Raw genomic sequence first — 19,148 nt, forward strand, 5'->3', positions numbered from 1 at the left:
AAAAATTGATTTATTAAGATACGATTTATAGCCCTGATGGAAACGACATCCTTTTTTGGCTTTTTCTGCCAAAAAAGATATAGCGGACAGCAGGAAATAGCTCCTAAAAAAAATTAAATTAAAATTGAAACTCGTAATTTTACAAAATGGAAGCACCTTTAGCAGAACGCATACGCCCACAGAAATTAGAAGACTACATTAGTCAAAACCATTTGGTTGGTCCAAACGGATCTTTAACACAACAAATTTCAAAAGGAATTATTCCTTCATTAATTTTCTGGGGACCTCCAGGAACCGGAAAAACGACTCTGGCCCAAATTATTGCTCAGGAATCAAAGCGCCCTTTTTATATTTTGAGTGCCATAAATTCTGGTGTGAAAGATATTCGCGATGTGATTGAAAAAGCGAAACAAAGTGGTGGGTTATTCACGACTAAAAATCCGATTTTGTTTATTGACGAGATTCACCGTTTTAGTAAGTCGCAACAGGATTCCCTTTTGGCAGCGGTCGAGAAAGGCTGGATTACCTTAATTGGTGCAACCACAGAAAACCCAAGTTTTGAAGTGATTCCTGCATTGTTATCACGCTGTCAGGTCTATATATTAAATGCTTTTACGAAAACTGATTTAGAAGCCTTGCTTTATCGTGCCATGAAGACGGATGTAGAATTAGTAACAAAAAATATTATTCTAAAAGAAACTGAGGCATTGCTAAGATTATCTGGCGGAGATGGCCGTAAGCTATTAAATATTTTTGAATTGGTTGTCAACGCTTCTGCCAGTGATGAAATTATCATTACAAATGATAGGGTTTTCGAACTTGTTCAGCAAAATACGGTTTTGTATGACAAAACTGGAGAACAGCATTATGATATTGTTTCGGCCTTTATCAAATCGATTCGTGGAAGTGATCCTAACGGTGCTGTTTATTGGCTTGCCAGAATGATTGAAGGTGGTGAAGATGTGAAATTTATAGCTCGAAGAATGTTGATTTTATCAAGTGAAGATATTGGAAATGCCAATCCTACAGCTTTTATTATGGCAAATAATACTTTTCAGGCCGTGTCTACTATTGGTTATCCCGAAAGTCGCATCTTATTAAGTCAATGCGCTATTTATCTGGCTACTTCGCCTAAAAGTAATGCATCTTATATGGCGATTGGAAATGCACAGCAATTGGTAAAACAAACAGGTGATTTGCCTGTTCCCATTCATTTGCGCAATGCTCCAACAAAACTGATGAAAGAATTGGGTTACGGCGAAGACTATAAATACTCGCATGATTACGCCAATAACTTTGCAGAACAGGAGTTTTTACCCGATGCCATAAAAGAAACGGTTCTTTATAATCCAGGTCAGAATTCAAGAGAGAATAGCAACCGTGAATTTTTAAAGAACCGTTGGAAGGATAAATATGGTTATTAAACTATATTTTATATTTAGAATTTTACAGAAACTTTTTCAGAAACTAATTTATCATTTTGATAATATTCAAAAAACCACTGATTGTCTTTAGCATTTAAAGTTCCCTGTACCCCCTCTTTTATCGCTATAAAAGAATCAGGTCGAGAAGTTTTAAGTAATTTCATAACTACTTTTGGTGTTTTATCAATTAATTGATACCCATTTTCTGTTGGTTGTGCATACAGTAAATTTGGATCAGAAACATCTGCAACTGGTGTAGCAACTTGAGTTGAAACTGAGGTTGCAGCAACAGCCGGCGCGGCAACAGCAACAGTTGAAGCACCACCCGAAGTTGTTATTGCGGTTTTCCCACTATAGTTGTAATTCAAACTATATATAGACACAAATGCCATATCTAAAGCTTCTCTATAAGCTGTATCAAATTCTTTCTCTTTGCTTTTTCCGGTTTCAGAGGTATGAACTACTTTTCCATAACAATCTTTAAATTCAACAAAAAGTTTAGTTACTAAAAAAGCATTATCTCTTTTTACATCAGCATATAATAAATCACAACGATTTGCATATTCTGCAGGAAGCTGTTCATTTTCATAAAAAGCTTCAAAACCTGCTTTTATTAAATTTGCCTTTGTCATAGTGGACAGCCTATATGGATTGACACCTTTTGCAAAATCAAATTTAATAGGCACAATAACAGCCTTGTAATCATTGATTGATTGTGAAAAACCAGCAAAGGAAGAGAGGAAGATGATTAATAAAATTTTAATTCTCATAATTATAAATATTTTTTGAGTTCTAATAAATGATTTATTTGTTTAATATTTTGTGGTGCTTCAATTTTTTTATCATTGAAAAAAATAGCATCTAACCCTGCATTAAGTGCTCCATTAACATCTGCATCTAAACAATCTCCAATCATAATACAATTTTCTTTTGAAGCCTTTGCCGAATTAATTGCATAATCAAAGATAAAACTATTTGGCTTTTTTACACCTGCCAGTTCAGAATTTGTAATTGTACTGAAATAACTTCCTAATGCAGCATTATTTATTTTCTTTTCCTGCACACTGGCAAAACCATTTGTTATGATGTGTAATGTATATTTTGATTTTAAATAATCTAAAATTTCAATTGCACCTTCGAAAAGATGATTATTATCGGTTAGAAATTCAATATAATCATTTGCAATCTGATCAATATCCTGATCAGAAATAGTAATATTCAAAGCGTTAAAAGACAACTTCAATCTTTTATAACGCAGTTCCTGATGTGAAATTTTGTCATGTTGATATAATTTCCAGCAAGCCTGATTTACAGGTATATATTTTTCAATAAAATCCTGACATTTAATTTCCGGAAACTTACTTTTAAAAATTCGGTCAAAAGCCTTTTCTGAATTTCGATCAAAATCCCAAAGCGTATGGTCTAAATCAAAAAATATATCGGTAATATTTGTGTGCATAATTTATAAAATTCCTTCATCTACAAAACTATAATATTTTGTTTCAGTAATAATCAAATGATCCAAAACTTTAACATCTAAACTATCTCCTGCCACCTTTAGCTTTTTGGTTATGTGTTTATCAGCTTCACTTGGGACTAACGTGCCTGATGGATGATTATGACATAAAATCAAGCCAGTAGCGCCAGATTCAAGTGCTAATTTAAAAACCAGGCGGACATCAACAACAGTTCCTGAAATACCTCCTTTACTCAATTGAGACTTTAAAATTACTTTATTTGAATTATTCAGAAAAAGTACCCAAAATTCCTCATGCGGAAGTTCGCCAATAATAGGCTGCATGATTTCAAAAACCATTTTACTAGATGTAATTTTGGTCAGTTCAACTGAATCTTCTGCCCTGCGCCTTCTTCCTAATTCTAATGCAGCAATAATAGTAATGGCTTTAGCTTCGCCTATTCCCTTAAAATCAATTAATTGCGAAATAGACATTTTGCCTAATGAATTCAAAGTATCAACACTGGCCAAAATTCTTTTGCTTAAATCCACTGCCGATTCATTCCGGCTTCCGGAACCAATCAAAATGGCAATTAATTCGGCGTCACTTAAGACACTTTTGCCTTTTAGCATTAATTTTTCACGTGGCCTGTCGTCTTCGGACCAGTTTGGAATAGGAAAATGAGTTGATTCCATCAGAATTAAATATTAATGTTTTTGCTCATACAAATACTATTTGTCAAGCCCACATAAGGTTCGTAGTTGTCAATTATTTCGAATCCAACTTTTTGATATAAAGTAATGGCTTCAATTTGTTTATATAAAGTTTCTAAAATCAAAACTTTGAAACCGTCTTCAATTGCCTTCTTTTCAACTTCTTTAATAATGAGCTGAGCCAAACCAAGTCCTCTTGCTTCAGGTAAAACAAACATCCTTTTGAATTCGGCTGTCGTATCATTGTATTGTTTGAAACAGCCACAACCAACCGCTTTGTTTTCTAAATAAACAACAACTACATTTGGAGTAAATTCTATTACATTATTATTCCAATAATCCGTTTTTAATTCGGAATAACGTTCCCACAAAAAAGTATCGAAGGTGCCGTATAAAAATATGAAATCATGATTTTCGCTTGTCGTATGGACAACTTTAATTTTTTCAGGCATATAGTTTTTATCAATGTTTTCAAAAATAAGAAAAATCATTCATTAAAATTCATTTGTTATTTTTATAATCATTAATTTTAAAACAAAAAGGATGAAATCTATCTGCATCACTTTAGTTTTATTACTATTTATTTCTTGTAGCCAAAAAGAAAACAAAAAATTAGCTTTTACAGATACGCATAAAACTGCTGTAAAAACTTTTGAAGAAAAATTATCGGAAGCTGCAATATCGATAATTGATGCTTCAATAGATTATGATCCAGCCTATTTTTCGATAAAATATCCAAACGGAGATATATCTATAAACAAAGGTGTTTGCTCAGATGTTGTAATTCGTACCTATCGAAAATTAAATATTGATTTACAAAAAGAAGTCCATGAAGATATGGTCGACAACTTTTCTAAATATCCAAATTTAAAAAAATGGGGAATGACAAAAACGGACACCAATATCGACCACCGCAGAGTTCCTAATTTAGAAGTTTTCTTTGACAGAAAAGGAACAAAACTGCCAGTTACTGAAGATGCTAAAGAGTATAAAACAGGAGAAATTGTAACCTGGATGATTAACGGAAAGTTGCCTCATATTGGAATTATCACCAACAAAAAATCAGAAGACGGCAAACGAAATCTTATTGTTCATAACGTTGGCGGCGGGCAAGTTTTAGAAGATTGCTTGTTTGAATATAAAATTGCGGGACATTATCGTTATACAAACTTAAATTAGATAATAAAAAAAAATGCCAATTACTTAAAAGCAATTGGCACATTATCTAATTCTAATTGACACATTAATTTACTCAATCAAAGTTTTGACCTCATCAAAATTCAAACCTCCATAATTACCTGAACTCATCAATAATAATGCAGAATTATCAAGATTTAAATTGAATAAATACTTTTTAAATTCCGTTGGATTGGTATAAATAATTAAATCTTTTCTATTAAAGGAAGTTGCGATTTGTTCATAAGTTACTTCTTCCAATTGTTTAATTTTCACAGCATCCGGCGAATAGAAAACAACGGCAACATCAGCATATTCTAATGCTCCTTCATATTCTTTGAGGAACTCCGCATTTAAGCTGCTGTACGTATGCAACTCTAGACAAGCTACTAAATTTCTGTTTGGATATTGTTCTTTTACTGCTTTTGTTGTCGCTGCTACTTTACTTGGCGAATGTGCAAAATCTTTATAGGCTACTTTTCCTTTTCCTTCGGCAATTTTTTCCAAGCGCTTTGAAGCACCTTTAAAACTAGCAATTGCTTCATAAAAATCAGCTTCATCAACGCCCATATTTTGACAGATCCATTTGGCTCCGGCTAAATTATTCAGGTTATGGGCTCCAAAAACTTCAATTGGCATATCTCCTTCGGGAGTTTTTAATAAAGTTACACCATCACTAACACTATATTCAGGAGTATGATAAGGTAGTTTGCGAATTGGATTTGTTGCGGCTTCTGAAACACGTTTTACTTCAGGGTCATTTTCATTGTAAACTAAAATTCCGCCATTGGTAATTTTTCCTATGAAAATTTCAAACTGCTCAACATAATTTTCATACGTTGGAAACACATTAATATGATCCCATGCAATTCCTGAAATTAAAGCAATATTGGGTTGGTATAAATGAAATTTTGGTCTTCTGTCTATCGGAGAAGACAGATACTCATCCCCTTCTAAAACCATAAAATCATTTTCTTCGGTAAGATGCACCATCGTATCAAAACCTTCGAGCTGTGCTCCTACCATATAATCAACTTCAATATTGTGATAATGCATCACGTGTAAAATCATTGAAGTTATGGTTGTTTTTCCGTGAGAACCTCCAATAACAACACGTGTTTTATTTTTGGCTTGTTCATACAAAAATTCCGGATATGAATAAATTTTCAATCCTAATTCCTGTGCTTTTAATAATTCGGGATTGTCTGCTTTTGCGTGCATTCCTAAAATTACAGCTTCAATATCTGAAGTGATTTTTTCAGGAAACCAACCCATTTCGGCCGGTAAAATTCCTTTTTTTTCTAATCTTGATTTTGACGGTTCAAAAATAGCATCGTCGCTTCCTGTAACCTGATATCCTTTGTTATGTAATGCTAATGCTAAGTTGTGCATGGCACTTCCGCCTATGGCGATGAAATGTGTTTTCATTTAAAATTCCAATTATTAAGTTCTGAATTCCAATTATTTATCAGAATTCAGTATTTGAGATTTGATTGTTTACGCTTCAAATTTTCGTTTCAATTCCTGTGCCTTCTTAGGGTCTTTTAATTTATTCAAATATAAATTATATAATTTTTGAAATGTAATTTTTGATTTGCCAATTTCATGCGCCTTTAAATAATTTTTTTCTGCCGATGTATATCTCTTAAAATATTCATCTATTCTGCCTTTAGATAAATACCCGTCGACAGTTGAAATCCTAGCTAATTCATTTGAATATGAAATTGCTTTTGATTCACTGCCACCAACAATTCCGGGCAACTGCAGATACAATTCTATTAATGCCCATCTGGCCGGAATATGTTTTGGATTCAAATCAATTGCTGTTTCAAATGCCTCTTTCATGTCGTCTACCAACCCTAAGGCTTTAAACTTATTCACTTCCATAGCTCTCATAGCCAAACATCCTCCATATTTATAAAAATAATCAGCTTCATTGGGTTTTAACTGCTTTAGTTTTTTATAACAGGATGCAGCTTTTTCCCACTCCTTTTCCTCTGAAGCAATATCACCCAAACGTTCAAGTGTTTTAACATCATTGGGGTAATACTTTAAGTTTTCCTGAAAAATCACTTCGGCTTCTTTGTACTTTTTGGCATAAAATAACTTCTCCCCTTTTTCAAAAGTAGATTGTGACCATAAAAAAAAAGGTGTCAAAACGAAAAAAAATATTAATTTTCTCATTTCTCAAAAATAAGGAAATATAAAATGCATTATTTGATTTTAGAGATAAATTACTAATTTGTACGAAAATCATTTAACCATCGCCCAACCTTTTTTCAAAAACTACTCTCTATATACTAAAACTACTTTATGAAAAAAATATTATTTGTTTTCTTATTGTTTACTTCTACTTTATTTGCTCAAAAAACTGATAAAAGATGGGGCAAAGTTTCCTCTTATGAAAATGAAGGAAAAATAAAATCGGCTAATGAAATAGTTGATAAAATTTATAAAAAAGCAGTTTCAAGAAAAGACGAAGTTCAAATGATAAAATGTTTTTTTTATCAATCCAAATATTTGCAGGTTGTTGATGAAAATGCAAAAACCAAAATCTTAAACAATCTTAAAACAGATATTAATCGTGTTTCAATTCCATCAAAGGCTATATTGAACCTGATTTATGCGAAATGTTTAAATAATTATTCAAATTATGATTATGATGTCGTAGTTGTAGATAGTGCTGCGGTAGCAGTAGACGATGCAGCTTCATTAATAGATTCTGCTGTTGCAACAATAGATACTTCTGCTGTTGACGGAATAGCGGTTCCAATATCAAGTGAGACTAGCATTAATTTTACATCTGAAAAAGAAATAATTGCACTTTTTGAAAAAACACTGGACAATGAATCAATACTCAAAAAGACATCTTTAACTAAGTATCTAGCTATTTTTAGTTTTTTGACTTTAGAAAAACTAAAAAACGAAAATTTATATGATTATTTACTAAAGGAAAATATAGATTTTTTTACTGAAAAAATTGAGCGATGGGAAATTGAAAATAGTCAAACTTCAGCATATAAAAATGAACTTTTAGGAGATTCAGAAGCTTTTTTGAAACTTGATCTCAATTTTATAAAAGAAGAAAAATTTAAAAAAGTACTCTCTTTATATCAAAAGCTCGAATCAGGGAATCCTTCATTAGAAAATCAATTTAACCGTATTGTTTTTTGCACTGATTTTCTGCCGGAATCTAATGAAGATCTAACAAAGTATTTAAATGATTTCCAAAAACTTTCAAATGAGCCGATGCTTACTCAAAAAATTCTATTAAAAAAGGCAGAAATCCTACTTAGTCAGGCTTCAAAGGAGTCACATCCGGATTACAATATCGAAGCCTTAAAAATATACGATCATATCATAAAAATTAATGATAAGACATCTACATCTCAAAATGCTTTGGAGCAAAAACATAATGTTACTTCAAAATCATTGAATATTCAGCTTCAAAAATTCACTTACAATAAAGAGAATATAAGAGCTTTTATCAGGTATAAAAATCTTGATCACTTAAAAATATCATTTTACAAAATAGACCAAAAAAAACTGAAAATATTTCTAGATTCATATTCCGACGAAGATAGTTTAGTATCTGCCATTATAAGAAATCAAGTTAAAATAGCTTCTAAAGACTATCAGCTTCAAAACAAAAAAGACTATTTTGAATATACAACAGAAGTTCTTTTACCACAATTGGAAACAGGGAGCTATCTAGTTTATTTTGAAAGTGATTCTGATATAAAAAACGAGAAAGCATCTTCTTCTCAAACCATTACAGTTTCAAACCTAAGCATTCTGGCATCTCAGGAAAATAATAAAGAAAACTTTCAGGTTCTAGATCGAAAAACAGGAAAACCTCTTGAAAATGTGATCATAAAATCATCACACTATAACCTCAAAACAGATTCAAACGGATTAGCTTCTTATATCGGCTCAAGTAGCAACGATTACGGTCAGCATATAGAATTTTCATTAGCAAATGATACAATTTTAACTAAGAAAAATTATATTCGATATACCCAGCAATACAATCAAAACCAAGACAAAACCTTAACCGGTAAAGTCGAATTTTATTTGGACCGTGCCATTTATCGCCCGGGGCAAACTGTATATTATAAAGGAATTGCAATTCAAAAACAAAAAAACAAAACCAGTATTGTCTCAAATACCGCATTTAAAATCATTGTTAGAGACGCTAATTATCAACCTTTAAAAGAGTTTGAAGTTATTTCTAATGAGTTTGGTTCATTTACAGGTGAATTCATTTTACCTAAAAACAGCTTAACAGGCAACTTTAATATTTACACAGCACAACCAGATAATTATGCAGATAAAGACACTACGCTTAAAAACAAACCAAATGCATCGTTTTGGAAAAGTGTAAGACTTGAAAATTCTCAAACAAGTTTTAGAGTCGAAGAATACAAGCGTCCTAAATTTAAGGTAGATTTTGATTCTAAAAAAGAAAGTTTTCAAGTAAATCAATCCATTAAAGTAAATGGAATTGCAAAAGCATTTTCAGGAAGCAATATTTCTGATGCAAAAGTAAGCTACACTGTAAATCGATTTATGCATTATTCAAGAAATTATAGTGATTATTGGGGTCAGGAACAAAATGAAATTATTGCAACCGGAGAAACCAAAACAGATGCTTCAGGAAAATTTGTAATTGAATTTACTGCTGAACCTTCAAAAAATGCAGTAAAAGAACAATTGCCTGTTTTTAATTATAGTATAACTGCAGATGTAACAGACATTAATGGCGAAACGCATACCTCAGAAACCATCGTAAAAGTGGGTTACCATGATTTGATAATCAATGCCAGTATTACAAATCGTATTGAAACTAAAAACAAAAATGAAATCATACTTACAAGTACGAACTTAAACGAAGAATTTTTAGCCGCAAAAGGCGAAATCAAATTGTATTTCGCTAGCCCTTTTTCCAATAAATTTAAAGAAGAAGCTTTTCCAAAACCTGAAATCGAGACTATTTCGGCATTAGATTTTGAAAGATTGTTTCCTTACGAAAATCGAGAAATCAAAACGGATAAAGCAAGCGAAATTTTATTGTTTTCGAAGAAAGTAGACACCGAAAAAGACAAAAAAATAGCGCTTGATTTTATTTCAAATTATAAATCAGGAAACTATAAAATTGTATTTTCAGCAAAAGATACTTTTGATAATTATATAGAATCTGTTACACCTTTTGAAATCAGGCAAAGTAAAGACAAATTCAATCTAGGTAAATTATTTACGGCAGAACAAATAAATACAGATCCAAAAAAGGATGGATTTATAATAATTAAACTTTCTTCTGTAATTCCGGATCTTTATATTAATACAAGTGGAAATTATGGCAATCAAACCTATTTTGAAAACACGTATCATTTGCAAAACAATGAAATAACGATAAAAATTCCAATAAAAAAAGAATTCGAAAAATCGGTACGAGTAAGTTTTCAAAGCATTTTTGAGAACGAAATATTTGATGACCAAATAGAAATTGCACTAAAAACAGAAGAATCTAAACTAGAATTACTGGTAGAAAGTTTTAGAAATAAAATCGAGCCCGGAAGTAAAGAAACCTGGTCGTTTAAAATAAAATCAATCAATGCCAAAACCGAAGCGGAAGTTTTAGCCTCTATGTACGACAGCTCTTTAGACCAGTTTACAAAAACAAATTGGAATACTTTAAACATAAATAATTATCATTATAATTCTTCTAATTTCAAATCTGGTTTAGGTTTTGAACGCGTATATTCATCTCTTGAAAATCTAAATCAAATTCTTCCATTGACTAAATTCTATAGAGAAGAAACACATTTAAACTGGTTTGGATTTGATTTCAACAATAGTCGATATGGCGATTCTCTTCTCTACTCTATAGCCGAAATTAAAGACAAAAAAGTAGGCAGTGAAACTATTAAAGGTGATGCAGATGATGTTTTAACTATTGATGAACCTGTGGGTGCTGCTCCTAATGCTATTGTAATTGAGAAAGATTCAGTATATATGTCAGCAGCAACATACAAAACAAAAAAAGCCTTAATATATAGTAGTCTTTCAGAAAAATCTTCTTTCAAAATAAAAGGTAATGAAAAAATTTCTTCTGATCCTTTGTTTATAATTGATGGAGAAATTGCTACTGAAAATGAGGCTAACAATTTAAATACTGAAGATATTCTTTCAATAAATGTTTTAAAAGATGCATCAGCTATCGCTATTTACGGAAGCAGAGCAGCAAACGGCGTAATAATGATCACAACCAAAAAAGCACTTGAAGAATTAACACAGGTAAAAGCCAGAAAAAATTTATCTGAAACAGCATTCTTTTTGCCCAATTTAAAAACTGATTCTAAAGGAAAAGTAAGTTTCAATTTTACATCTCCTGAAGCTTTGACAGCCTGGAAACTTCGTTTATTGGCACATAACAAAGAAGCGATTTCAGGCTATTTGGAAAAAAGCATTGTGACTCAAAAAGAATTAATGGTCATGCCTAATTTTCCTCGTTTCTTTAGAGAAAAAGATACGATTGTAATCAGTGCTAAAATTTCGAATGTTACTGCTGAAGCTAAAACCGGAATTGCCATCTTACAATTCTTTGATGCGACAACGATGCAGCCTATAGATGCCAAAATGATGAATGCAAAAAACATTAAAAACTTTACCGTAAGTCCTTTTGGAAATACAACAGCAACCTGGACAATTTCAGTTCCGGAAGGTTTGCAAGGCGTTCAATATAAAATTTTGGCGAAATCAGGTAATTTCTCTGATGGAGAAGAAAATATACTTCCGGTTTTGACAAATAATATGCTGGTTACAGAGAGTATTCCGATTTGGGTTCGGGAGAATGCTACGAAACAATATACGTTTGAGAATTTAAAAAATAATACTTCATCGACTTTAAAAAACCATCAGTTTACATTCGAATACACCTCGAATCCAGCCTGGATTGCGATTCAGTCGTTGCCTTATTTAATGGAATACGAACACGAATGTGCTGAACAGACTTTTGCCCGTTTTTATGCCAATGCTCTGGCGTCAGATATTATTACAAGTAACCCCAAAATAGCAGCGGTTTTTGAAGATTGGAGAAAAAATAGAAAATTGAATTCGAAACTGGAAGAAAACGAAGAATTAAAATCAATTATTCTGGCAGAAACTCCCTGGCTAAATGATGCCCAAAGCGAAGACGAAAAGAAAAAAAATCTGGCACTTTTGTTTGATTTAGAGAAAATGAAAACCTCGCAAGAAGATACATTCCAAAAACTGAAACAAAAACAAAAACCATCCGGAGGATTTGCCTGGTTTGACGGAGGTAGTGAAAGCGAATATATAACCAGACATATTTTGGCTGGTTTGGGTCACTTATCAAAACTGAACAAAACAGAAGATAATGATGAAAAAATCGATGAAATCGCTAAAACCGGGATTCCGTTTCTGGATGATAAATTCTTAGAATATTATAAATCCAGAACCAAGAATTTAAAAACAAACGATAAATTAATCTGGATCAATCCTTATTCTGATTTGCATTATCTGTATACCAGAAGTTTTTATCTAGATAAATATCCTTTGTCTGATACACTAAAAAAAGCTGTGAAATTATATACAGAGACTGCCAAAAAAGATTGGCTGAATTATTCTCTTTATGAAAAAGGATTAGCGGCTTTAACTCTAAATCGATTTGAAGAAAAAGATGCTGCTAAGAAAATTATTGAAAGCTTAAAAGAAACGGCATCCAATAATGAAGATTGGGGAATGTACTGGATTGCCAATAAAGCAGGATGGTATTGGTATCAGGCACCAATAGAAACACAGGCTTTGCTGATTGAGGCTTTCGCCGAAGTTTCTCACGACACAAAATCTGTTGATGCCATGAAAGTCTGGTTATTAAAAAACAAACAGACCAAAAACTGGCCAACCACAAAATCTAGTACCGAAGCTATTTATGCCTTATTGATGCAAGGAAATGACTGGCTTTCTATAAAGGACAATACCGTTATTAAAATTGGAAATGAAAAAATCCTAACCAAAAAATTAGCCGAAAACGAAAAAGAAGCTGAAACGGGCTATATCAAAATGAACTGGAAAACTGATGAAGTGAAAAAAGAAATGGCAACCATCAACATTCAAAACAAATCAAAAGTTCCGGGGTTTGGCGGGGTTTACTGGCAATATTTTGAGGATTTAGATAAAATAAAAACTAATTCCGGTGCTGTTTTATCGGTTTCAAAAGAATTATATCTAAAGAAAAACACCATGAAAGGTGATGAATTACAAAAAATAACTTCCAAATATGAATTAAAAACTGGTGATTTAGTTACCGTACGATTAATTATTTCAGCAAAAGAAGATATGGAATATGTTCATTTAAAAGATATGAGAGCTTCCTGTTTTGAACCCGTAAATGTGCTTTCTCAATATCAATACAAAGACCGATTAGGTTATTATATGAGTACTAAAGATGCTGCAACACATTTCTTCTTTGATCGAATTGACAAAGGAACTTATGTAATTGAATACGATATAAGAGTCAATAACATCGGTGAATTCTCAAACGGTATTACAACAATTCAAAGTATGTACGCTCCTGAATTTACAAGTCATACCAAAGGAATACGTGTAAAAGTTCAATAAGTAAGTGTTATAAAATTCCAGCCAGAAAATTCCAAATTCCAAAATTTTTTGCAACAAAAAAACCCGACAAGCTTTAAAACTTGTCGGGTTTAATTCTATTAATAAATTGAGATTATTTTACAATAGTCAATTCATCAATAATATTTTTTGCTCCGGCATATTTGTCTATAATCCAAAGTACGTAACGAATATCTACATTGATAGTTCTTTGTAAATTAGAATCAAAAATTACGTCTCCGGCCATCGCTTCGATATTTCCATCAAAAGCAATTCCGATTAATTCTCCTTTTCCGTTAAGAACCGGTGAACCAGAGTTTCCTCCTGTAATATCATTATCAGTTAAAAAGTTAACAGGCATATATCCTGCTTTATCAGCATACTGACCGAAATCTTTTGCTTTACTTAACTCTAATAAACGCGCTGGCAAATCAAATTCAGCATCTCCTGCTTTGTATTTTTTCACCATACTTGCCATATCCGTATAATTATTGATTTTAGCATCGTTACGTGAATCTGCAGGTAAGGCACGAACTTTTCCGTATGTTAATCTCAATGTTGAGTTAGCATCAGGATATTTCACTGCATTTAATTTTGACTCTCTTAAACCTTCTACCAATAGACGGTAAGCCGTTGCAAAATTGTCATCAGATTTGATCTGGTCATCTGTTTTAGTACGGTATTTTGTCAACAGATCATTAGAAATAATATACAAAGGATCGTGCACAATCGCCAATGGTTTTGGATTAGCCATAAATGCCAATACTTTTTCTTTAGTCGTAAAATAACTTATTTCAGTTGCTTTGTTGACATCTGCAGCAAAATCACCATTGTTCTCTGATTTCATTTTTGCTATCTGTACAGGTAAACCATATTCCGCACCTTTTGCTGTATATAAATTCAATTGAGCTGTCAATACATCTTTTTCAAGTGGCGCATAAAATTCTCCATAAATATTATCAATCAGCGCATTAATTTTAGGCAACATCTCTGCTTTTTTAGCCTCGTTTTCGTTATAGTAAGCAATCAATGCGTTTCCTAAATTCGCAGGTCCCGTTGCATAGCTTGAGGTACGCAAAAGTTGCATTAAATAATTATCGTGGGTTGCTTTTAAATTTGTTGCTCGATAATACTCATTAATAGTCGGAATTACATTTTCGTATTTTTCTTTATTAGCAGGTTTACTGGCCCATTCGTAGAATTTGTCTTCCTGTTCAGCTTTTGTATCAACAGTTCCTGCTTTTGTTAAAGCATCAATCATTCCCTGACGGTTTTTCCAGTAATTAGCTGTCGAAGCATATTTTGACGCATATTGTAAACGGACAGTAGCATCTTTATCCATATACTTTTTCATTTGGTCCATTCCGGTTTTAGCACCCTCAACCCAGGCAGGATAAGCAAATTTTATGTTTTGTTCGATTCCGCCAGCAGGCATCCAACGGTTTGTTCTTCCAGGATATCCAAGAATCATAGCAAAATCATTCTCTTTTACACCTTTAATACTTACAGGTAAATAATGTTTTGGCTGTAATGGTACATTTTCTTTAGAATAGGCTGCAGGATTTCCGTCTTTATCAGCGTATACTCTGAACATTGAGAAATCTCCTGTTTGACGAGGCCATTCCCAATTATCAGTGTCGCCGCCAAATTTACCCACACTTTCCGGAGGTGTCCCTACTAAACGAACGTCTGTATAATCCTGGTACACGAAATAGTAATATTCATTTCCCTGAAAGAAAGGACGCACTGAAACGGTATATTTTCCTCCTTCATTATTTTCCTTTTCGATTAAAGCCATTTCCTGCTGAATGATTTTGTTTCTTTCCGTTTCTGTCATTGTATCATTTACCTTTGATAAAATTCTTTTAGAAACGTCATCCATACGAACAAAGAAACGAACGTATAACGATTTTGGTTTCATTTCCTGACTGCGGTCTTTTGCCCAAAATCCGTCTTTCAGGTAATTTTGCTCAGCAGTAGAAAGCTCAGCAATCGCACTATATCCACAGTGATGATTGGTTAAAACCAAACCTGTCTTTGATACAATTTCTGCCGTACAACCTCCATTAAACTGCACAATAGCATCTTTTAAGCTATGATGATTGATACTATAAATTTCTTCGGCTGTTAGCTGCAAGCCCATTTTTTCCATATCTCTATGGTTCAATCTTTCGATAAACATCAAAAACCACATACCTTCATCAGCTCTTGCAGGAAAAGCCATGAGACACATCGTCAAGAATAAAACTATTTTTTTCATGTTATTTTATTTAAGTGATGCGAATATAACTTATTTTAATAATTATTTCATGTCAAACGATTCTAAAATTAAATATACCAATGCTGTTTCATCAATCTATTAAGAATTTAACATTATAAAACAAAAAAGGTGTTCTAAAAATTAGAACACCTTTTTATACTTGGTAAGCATTTTTTATTCATTAAGCATTTTCCAAAGTTTGTCCTTCAAATCGGTTAAACCTTGTTGTGCTACAGATGATATAAACATGTATGGAACATCTTTGAAAGCAACGTCTAATTCTGTTTTCAATTCGGCTTTCAGTTCGTCGTCCAGCATATCGCATTTTGATATTACCAAAAGACGTTCTTTATCCAGCATTTCAGGATTGTATTTCGTTAACTCATTAACCAAAATATCATATTCTCCTTTTATATCCGGTGTGTCAACAGGAACTAAAAAGAGTAATGTTGAGTTACGCTCGATATGGCGAAGGAAATAATGTCCAAGCCCTTTCCCCTCTGCGGCACCTTCGATAATTCCGGGAATATCAGCAATTACAAAAGACTGATAATCCCTGTAAGCTACAATTCCTAAGTTGGGTTTTAGGGTTGTAAAAGGATAATCGGCAATTTTTGGTTTAGCTGAAGTTAAAACAGATAATAAAGTTGATTTTCCGGCATTTGGAAAACCTACTAATCCAACATCTGCCAAAACTTTAAGCTCCAGAATCACATCCATTTCTACACCCGGCAAACCTGGCTGAGCGTAACGTGGAGTTTGGTTGGTTGAGCTTCTAAAATGCCAGTTTCCTAATCCGCCTTTTCCTCCTTTTGAAAGGATTCTTTTTTCACCATCTTCTGTAATTTCGAATAAGGTTTCACCGGTTTCTTTGTCTTTTACAACTGTTCCTAAAGGCACTTCTATAAATTTATCTTCTCCATCAGCACCTGTGCTTCGGTCTCCTCCTCCATCTCCACCGTGTCCGGCTTTAATATGACGCGCAAATTTTAAGTGAAATAATGTCCATAAACCTTTATTTCCCACTAAATATACGTGTCCACCGCGACCACCATCACCACCATCCGGGCCTCCTTTTTCAATAAATTTCTCTCTATGTAAATGCGTAGATCCTTTTCCTCCCTTTCCGGAAGAAACATATATCTTAACGTAATCTACAAAATTTCCTTCTGTCATTTTCTTTTTGTTTATGTATAGTTTAAAGCTTCAGGTTTCAGGTTTCAAGTTGGCGCAACCCACTTAACTTTAAACCTGAAACATAATAAAACCTAAAACAAATTTTTATTCCAGTCTCAGTCTCATTTTTCAGTGCAAACTGCGACTGAATACTGTGACTGAAAACTACTATATTCTCTTTACTCTTTAAGTGTTTTCACCAACACTTTATCAATCTTTACACCATCCATATCGAGGACTTCGAGCACAAATTTCTGCCAGATTAGTTTTTCCCCTTCTTTTGGAATATGAGAAAGCTCGGTCATAATCATTCCGCTTACAGTGTTTACATCATAATCATTTATTAATTCGTCCAACTCAAAATAGGTTAAGAAATCATGTAGCGAATAATGTCCGTCGACTATCCACGATCCATCTTCTCTTTCTACAAGCTGGAATTCATCTTTATAAAAATCTGATGCGTCACCTACTAAAGCTTCTAAAATATCATTTAACGTAATTATACCCTGAAAAATGCCATATTCATCAGAAACCAAAGCATAATGAACGCCTGTTCTTTTAAAATTTTCCAATGCTTTATACGCCGTTGTCTGCTCCATTATATAAGGAGCTTCTACCATAATTACTGACAAATCAAAATGATCACTTTCAATAGTAGCGAATATGTTTTTAAGTGTTACTATACCTACAATATCGTCGTAATTTTCATTATATACCGGATAGATAGTGTGCAAATCCTCTAAAACCAATTCCTTAATTCTGATTTTATCTGCATTTAATGGTAACATATCAACCGATTTACGATGGGTCATTAACGAATTTACTTTTCGGTCACCAATATGAAAAACGCGTTCTACAATGTCCTGTTCAATTTCCTGAACTTCTCCAACTTCTGTTCCTTCTTTGATGATGGCTTTTATTTCTTCTTCGGTAACTTTTCCGTCAGCTGATGGTTTAATTTGCAGGACCTTCAATAAAAAATCTGTCGAAGATGTAAGCAGCCAAATAAAAGGTGCTGTAATAATTGAAACTACTTTCATTGGCATTGCTACCATTTTGGCAATTGATTCAGGATAATTTAAACCAATACGTTTTGGCAGTAATTCTCCTAAAACCAAAGAGAAAAAGGTTAAAACAACAACTACAATTCCAACCGCAACTGAATGTGCATACGGTTTTAAAAATGAAAATCCGGCCACAAAAGCCTCAACATCCATCGTAATTTTATCTCCACTGTATATACCAGTCAAAATCCCGATTAATGTGATTCCGATCTGTACAGTTGATAAAAACTTGTTTGGAGAATTGGCTAAATCGAGTGCGGTTTTGGCACTTTTATTTCCTTTTTTTGCGGCAGTCTCCAATCTGTTTTTTCTGGCCGAAATCAATGCAATCTCTGACATTGAGAAAACTCCGTTTAATAGTATCAGAAAAAATATTATTAGTATTTCCAATTTGTAGTTTATTTGTTATTTAATAGTTCGTTAATGTAATTTGTAACCCAATCGTGTTGTAGCCCAGATGGCAGTGAAAAGCCCAGAGCTAAAAAAACTAATTTTTCCTGCCAGAAAACAGCGACCAGCGGAAGCTCGTTTTATGGTGTGGAAAAATAGTTTTTTTAGTGAGGACTTGAAACGTACAGCTGGAATAAGCTTCTACAAATTATCTATAACTGACGTTAATCGTTCTGTAATTTCTTCAATCGTTCCAATACCATTTACGGCATGAAACTTATTTTGTTCTTTATAATATCCTATTAATGGCGCTGTTTTTTCGTTGTATTCCTGATATCTTACGCGAATTTTTTCTTCGTCCTGATCATCCACTCTTCCGCTTGTTTTTCCTCTTTCAAGCAAACGGGCTACCAAAATTTCATCATCAGCTTCCAGGGCAATAGTTGCAGTAACGCTTGAGCCAATTGTTGGCAAAAATTTATCTAATGCCTCAGCCTGATCTAAAGTTCTTGGATAACCGTCGAACAAAAATCCGTTTGAATCTAGATGTTTGTTCACTTCATCAATTAACATTGCAGTGGTAACTTCGCAAGGAACAAGTTCACCATTATCCATAAAAACTCTTGCTCTTTTACCTAAATCTGTATCATTTTTTAAATTAAAACGAAAAATATCTCCTGTTGAAAGATGTGTTAATTTGTATTTCTCTTTTAAAAATTCTGCCTGAGTTCCTTTTCCTGCTCCCGGCTTTCCAAATAAAACGATGTTAATCATAATGTGAGTGTTACTTGACTTCTTATTTTCATGTAAGAAGTTTAAAATGAATATTTAGTGTGTTTGTTTAAAAA

13 protein-coding genes are annotated in these 19,148 nt (G+C 33.0%); 3 read left to right on the forward strand and 10 right to left on the reverse strand.

What is annotated here, in order from left to right; genetic code table 11:
• Positions 1-146 precede the first annotated feature (146 nt).
• Positions 147-1,424 carry a replication-associated recombination protein A gene (locus ACEN2I_RS05190; RefSeq protein ID WP_441765025.1) on the forward strand — a complete coding sequence of 426 codons (1,278 nt, stop codon included), beginning with the start codon at positions 147-149 and terminating at the stop codon, positions 1,422-1,424.
• 14 nt (positions 1,425-1,438) lie between these two features.
• On the opposite strand, the gene ACEN2I_RS05195 is transcribed toward ACEN2I_RS05190, so the two are convergent.
• The 4 genes from ACEN2I_RS05195 to ACEN2I_RS05210 are packed head-to-tail and all read right to left on the reverse strand — an operon-like array spanning position 1,439 to position 4,085.
• Positions 1,439-2,194, reverse strand: a complete 756-nt coding sequence (locus ACEN2I_RS05195) for a hypothetical protein (RefSeq protein ID WP_441765026.1) — start codon at positions 2,192-2,194, stop codon at positions 1,439-1,441.
• A 2-nt stretch (positions 2,195-2,196) separates the two neighbouring features.
• Positions 2,197-2,883 (reverse strand): YjjG family noncanonical pyrimidine nucleotidase, encoded by a 687-nt coding sequence (locus tag ACEN2I_RS05200; protein WP_441765027.1) that lies wholly within the window; start codon positions 2,881-2,883, stop codon positions 2,197-2,199.
• 3 nt (positions 2,884-2,886) lie between these two features.
• Positions 2,887-3,576 carry a RadC family protein gene (radC, locus tag ACEN2I_RS05205; protein ID WP_441765028.1) on the reverse strand — a complete coding sequence of 230 codons (690 nt, stop codon included), beginning with the start codon at positions 3,574-3,576 and terminating at the stop codon, positions 2,887-2,889.
• A 5-nt stretch (positions 3,577-3,581) separates the two neighbouring features.
• On the reverse strand, positions 3,582-4,085 hold the full coding sequence (locus ACEN2I_RS05210; protein WP_441765029.1) for a GNAT family N-acetyltransferase: 504 nt from the start codon (positions 4,083-4,085) through the stop codon (positions 3,582-3,584).
• Between the two features lie 52 nt (positions 4,086-4,137).
• Between ACEN2I_RS05210 and ACEN2I_RS05215 the strand changes: the two genes are divergently transcribed.
• The gene (locus ACEN2I_RS05215) at positions 4,138-4,773 is read left to right on the forward strand and encodes a DUF1287 domain-containing protein (RefSeq protein ID WP_441765030.1); all 636 of its coding nucleotides are present in this window, start codon (positions 4,138-4,140) and stop codon (positions 4,771-4,773) included.
• Positions 4,774-4,842: 69 nt separating this feature from the next.
• Here ACEN2I_RS05215 and ACEN2I_RS05220 read toward each other — a convergent pair whose 3' ends face one another.
• Both ACEN2I_RS05220 and ACEN2I_RS05225 read right to left on the reverse strand, forming a co-directional pair.
• Positions 4,843-6,198: a UDP-N-acetylmuramate--L-alanine ligase gene (locus tag ACEN2I_RS05220; protein WP_441765031.1), complete on the reverse strand. Its 1,356-nt coding sequence runs from the start codon at positions 6,196-6,198 to the stop codon at positions 4,843-4,845.
• Positions 6,199-6,267: 69 nt separating this feature from the next.
• The gene (locus tag ACEN2I_RS05225; protein WP_441765032.1) at positions 6,268-6,954 is read right to left on the reverse strand and encodes a tetratricopeptide repeat protein; all 687 of its coding nucleotides are present in this window, start codon (positions 6,952-6,954) and stop codon (positions 6,268-6,270) included.
• Between the two features lie 129 nt (positions 6,955-7,083).
• Between ACEN2I_RS05225 and ACEN2I_RS05230 the strand changes: the two genes are divergently transcribed.
• On the forward strand, positions 7,084-13,413 hold the full coding sequence (locus ACEN2I_RS05230; RefSeq protein WP_441765033.1) for an alpha-2-macroglobulin family protein: 6,330 nt from the start codon (positions 7,084-7,086) through the stop codon (positions 13,411-13,413).
• Between the two features lie 112 nt (positions 13,414-13,525).
• Here the strand turns inward: ACEN2I_RS05230 and ACEN2I_RS05235 are convergent, their stop codons facing one another.
• The 4 genes from ACEN2I_RS05235 to ACEN2I_RS05250 all read right to left on the reverse strand — a co-directional run bounded on the left by ACEN2I_RS05235 (position 13,526) and on the right by ACEN2I_RS05250 (position 19,074).
• On the reverse strand, positions 13,526-15,670 hold the full coding sequence (locus ACEN2I_RS05235) for a S46 family peptidase (protein ID WP_441765034.1): 2,145 nt from the start codon (positions 15,668-15,670) through the stop codon (positions 13,526-13,528).
• 174 nt (positions 15,671-15,844) lie between these two features.
• The gene (obgE, locus tag ACEN2I_RS05240) at positions 15,845-16,846 is read right to left on the reverse strand and encodes a GTPase ObgE (protein ID WP_441765035.1); all 1,002 of its coding nucleotides are present in this window, start codon (positions 16,844-16,846) and stop codon (positions 15,845-15,847) included.
• Between the two features lie 179 nt (positions 16,847-17,025).
• Positions 17,026-18,300 carry a hemolysin family protein gene (locus tag ACEN2I_RS05245; RefSeq protein ID WP_441765036.1) on the reverse strand — a complete coding sequence of 425 codons (1,275 nt, stop codon included), beginning with the start codon at positions 18,298-18,300 and terminating at the stop codon, positions 17,026-17,028.
• Between the two features lie 201 nt (positions 18,301-18,501).
• Positions 18,502-19,074: an adenylate kinase gene (locus ACEN2I_RS05250; RefSeq protein ID WP_441765037.1), complete on the reverse strand. Its 573-nt coding sequence runs from the start codon at positions 19,072-19,074 to the stop codon at positions 18,502-18,504.
• Positions 19,075-19,148 lie beyond the last annotated feature (74 nt).

Origin of the sequence: Flavobacterium sp. W22_SRS_FK3, from assembly GCF_052113665.1 — a bacterium.
Classification (GTDB): domain Bacteria; phylum Bacteroidota; class Bacteroidia; order Flavobacteriales; family Flavobacteriaceae; genus Flavobacterium.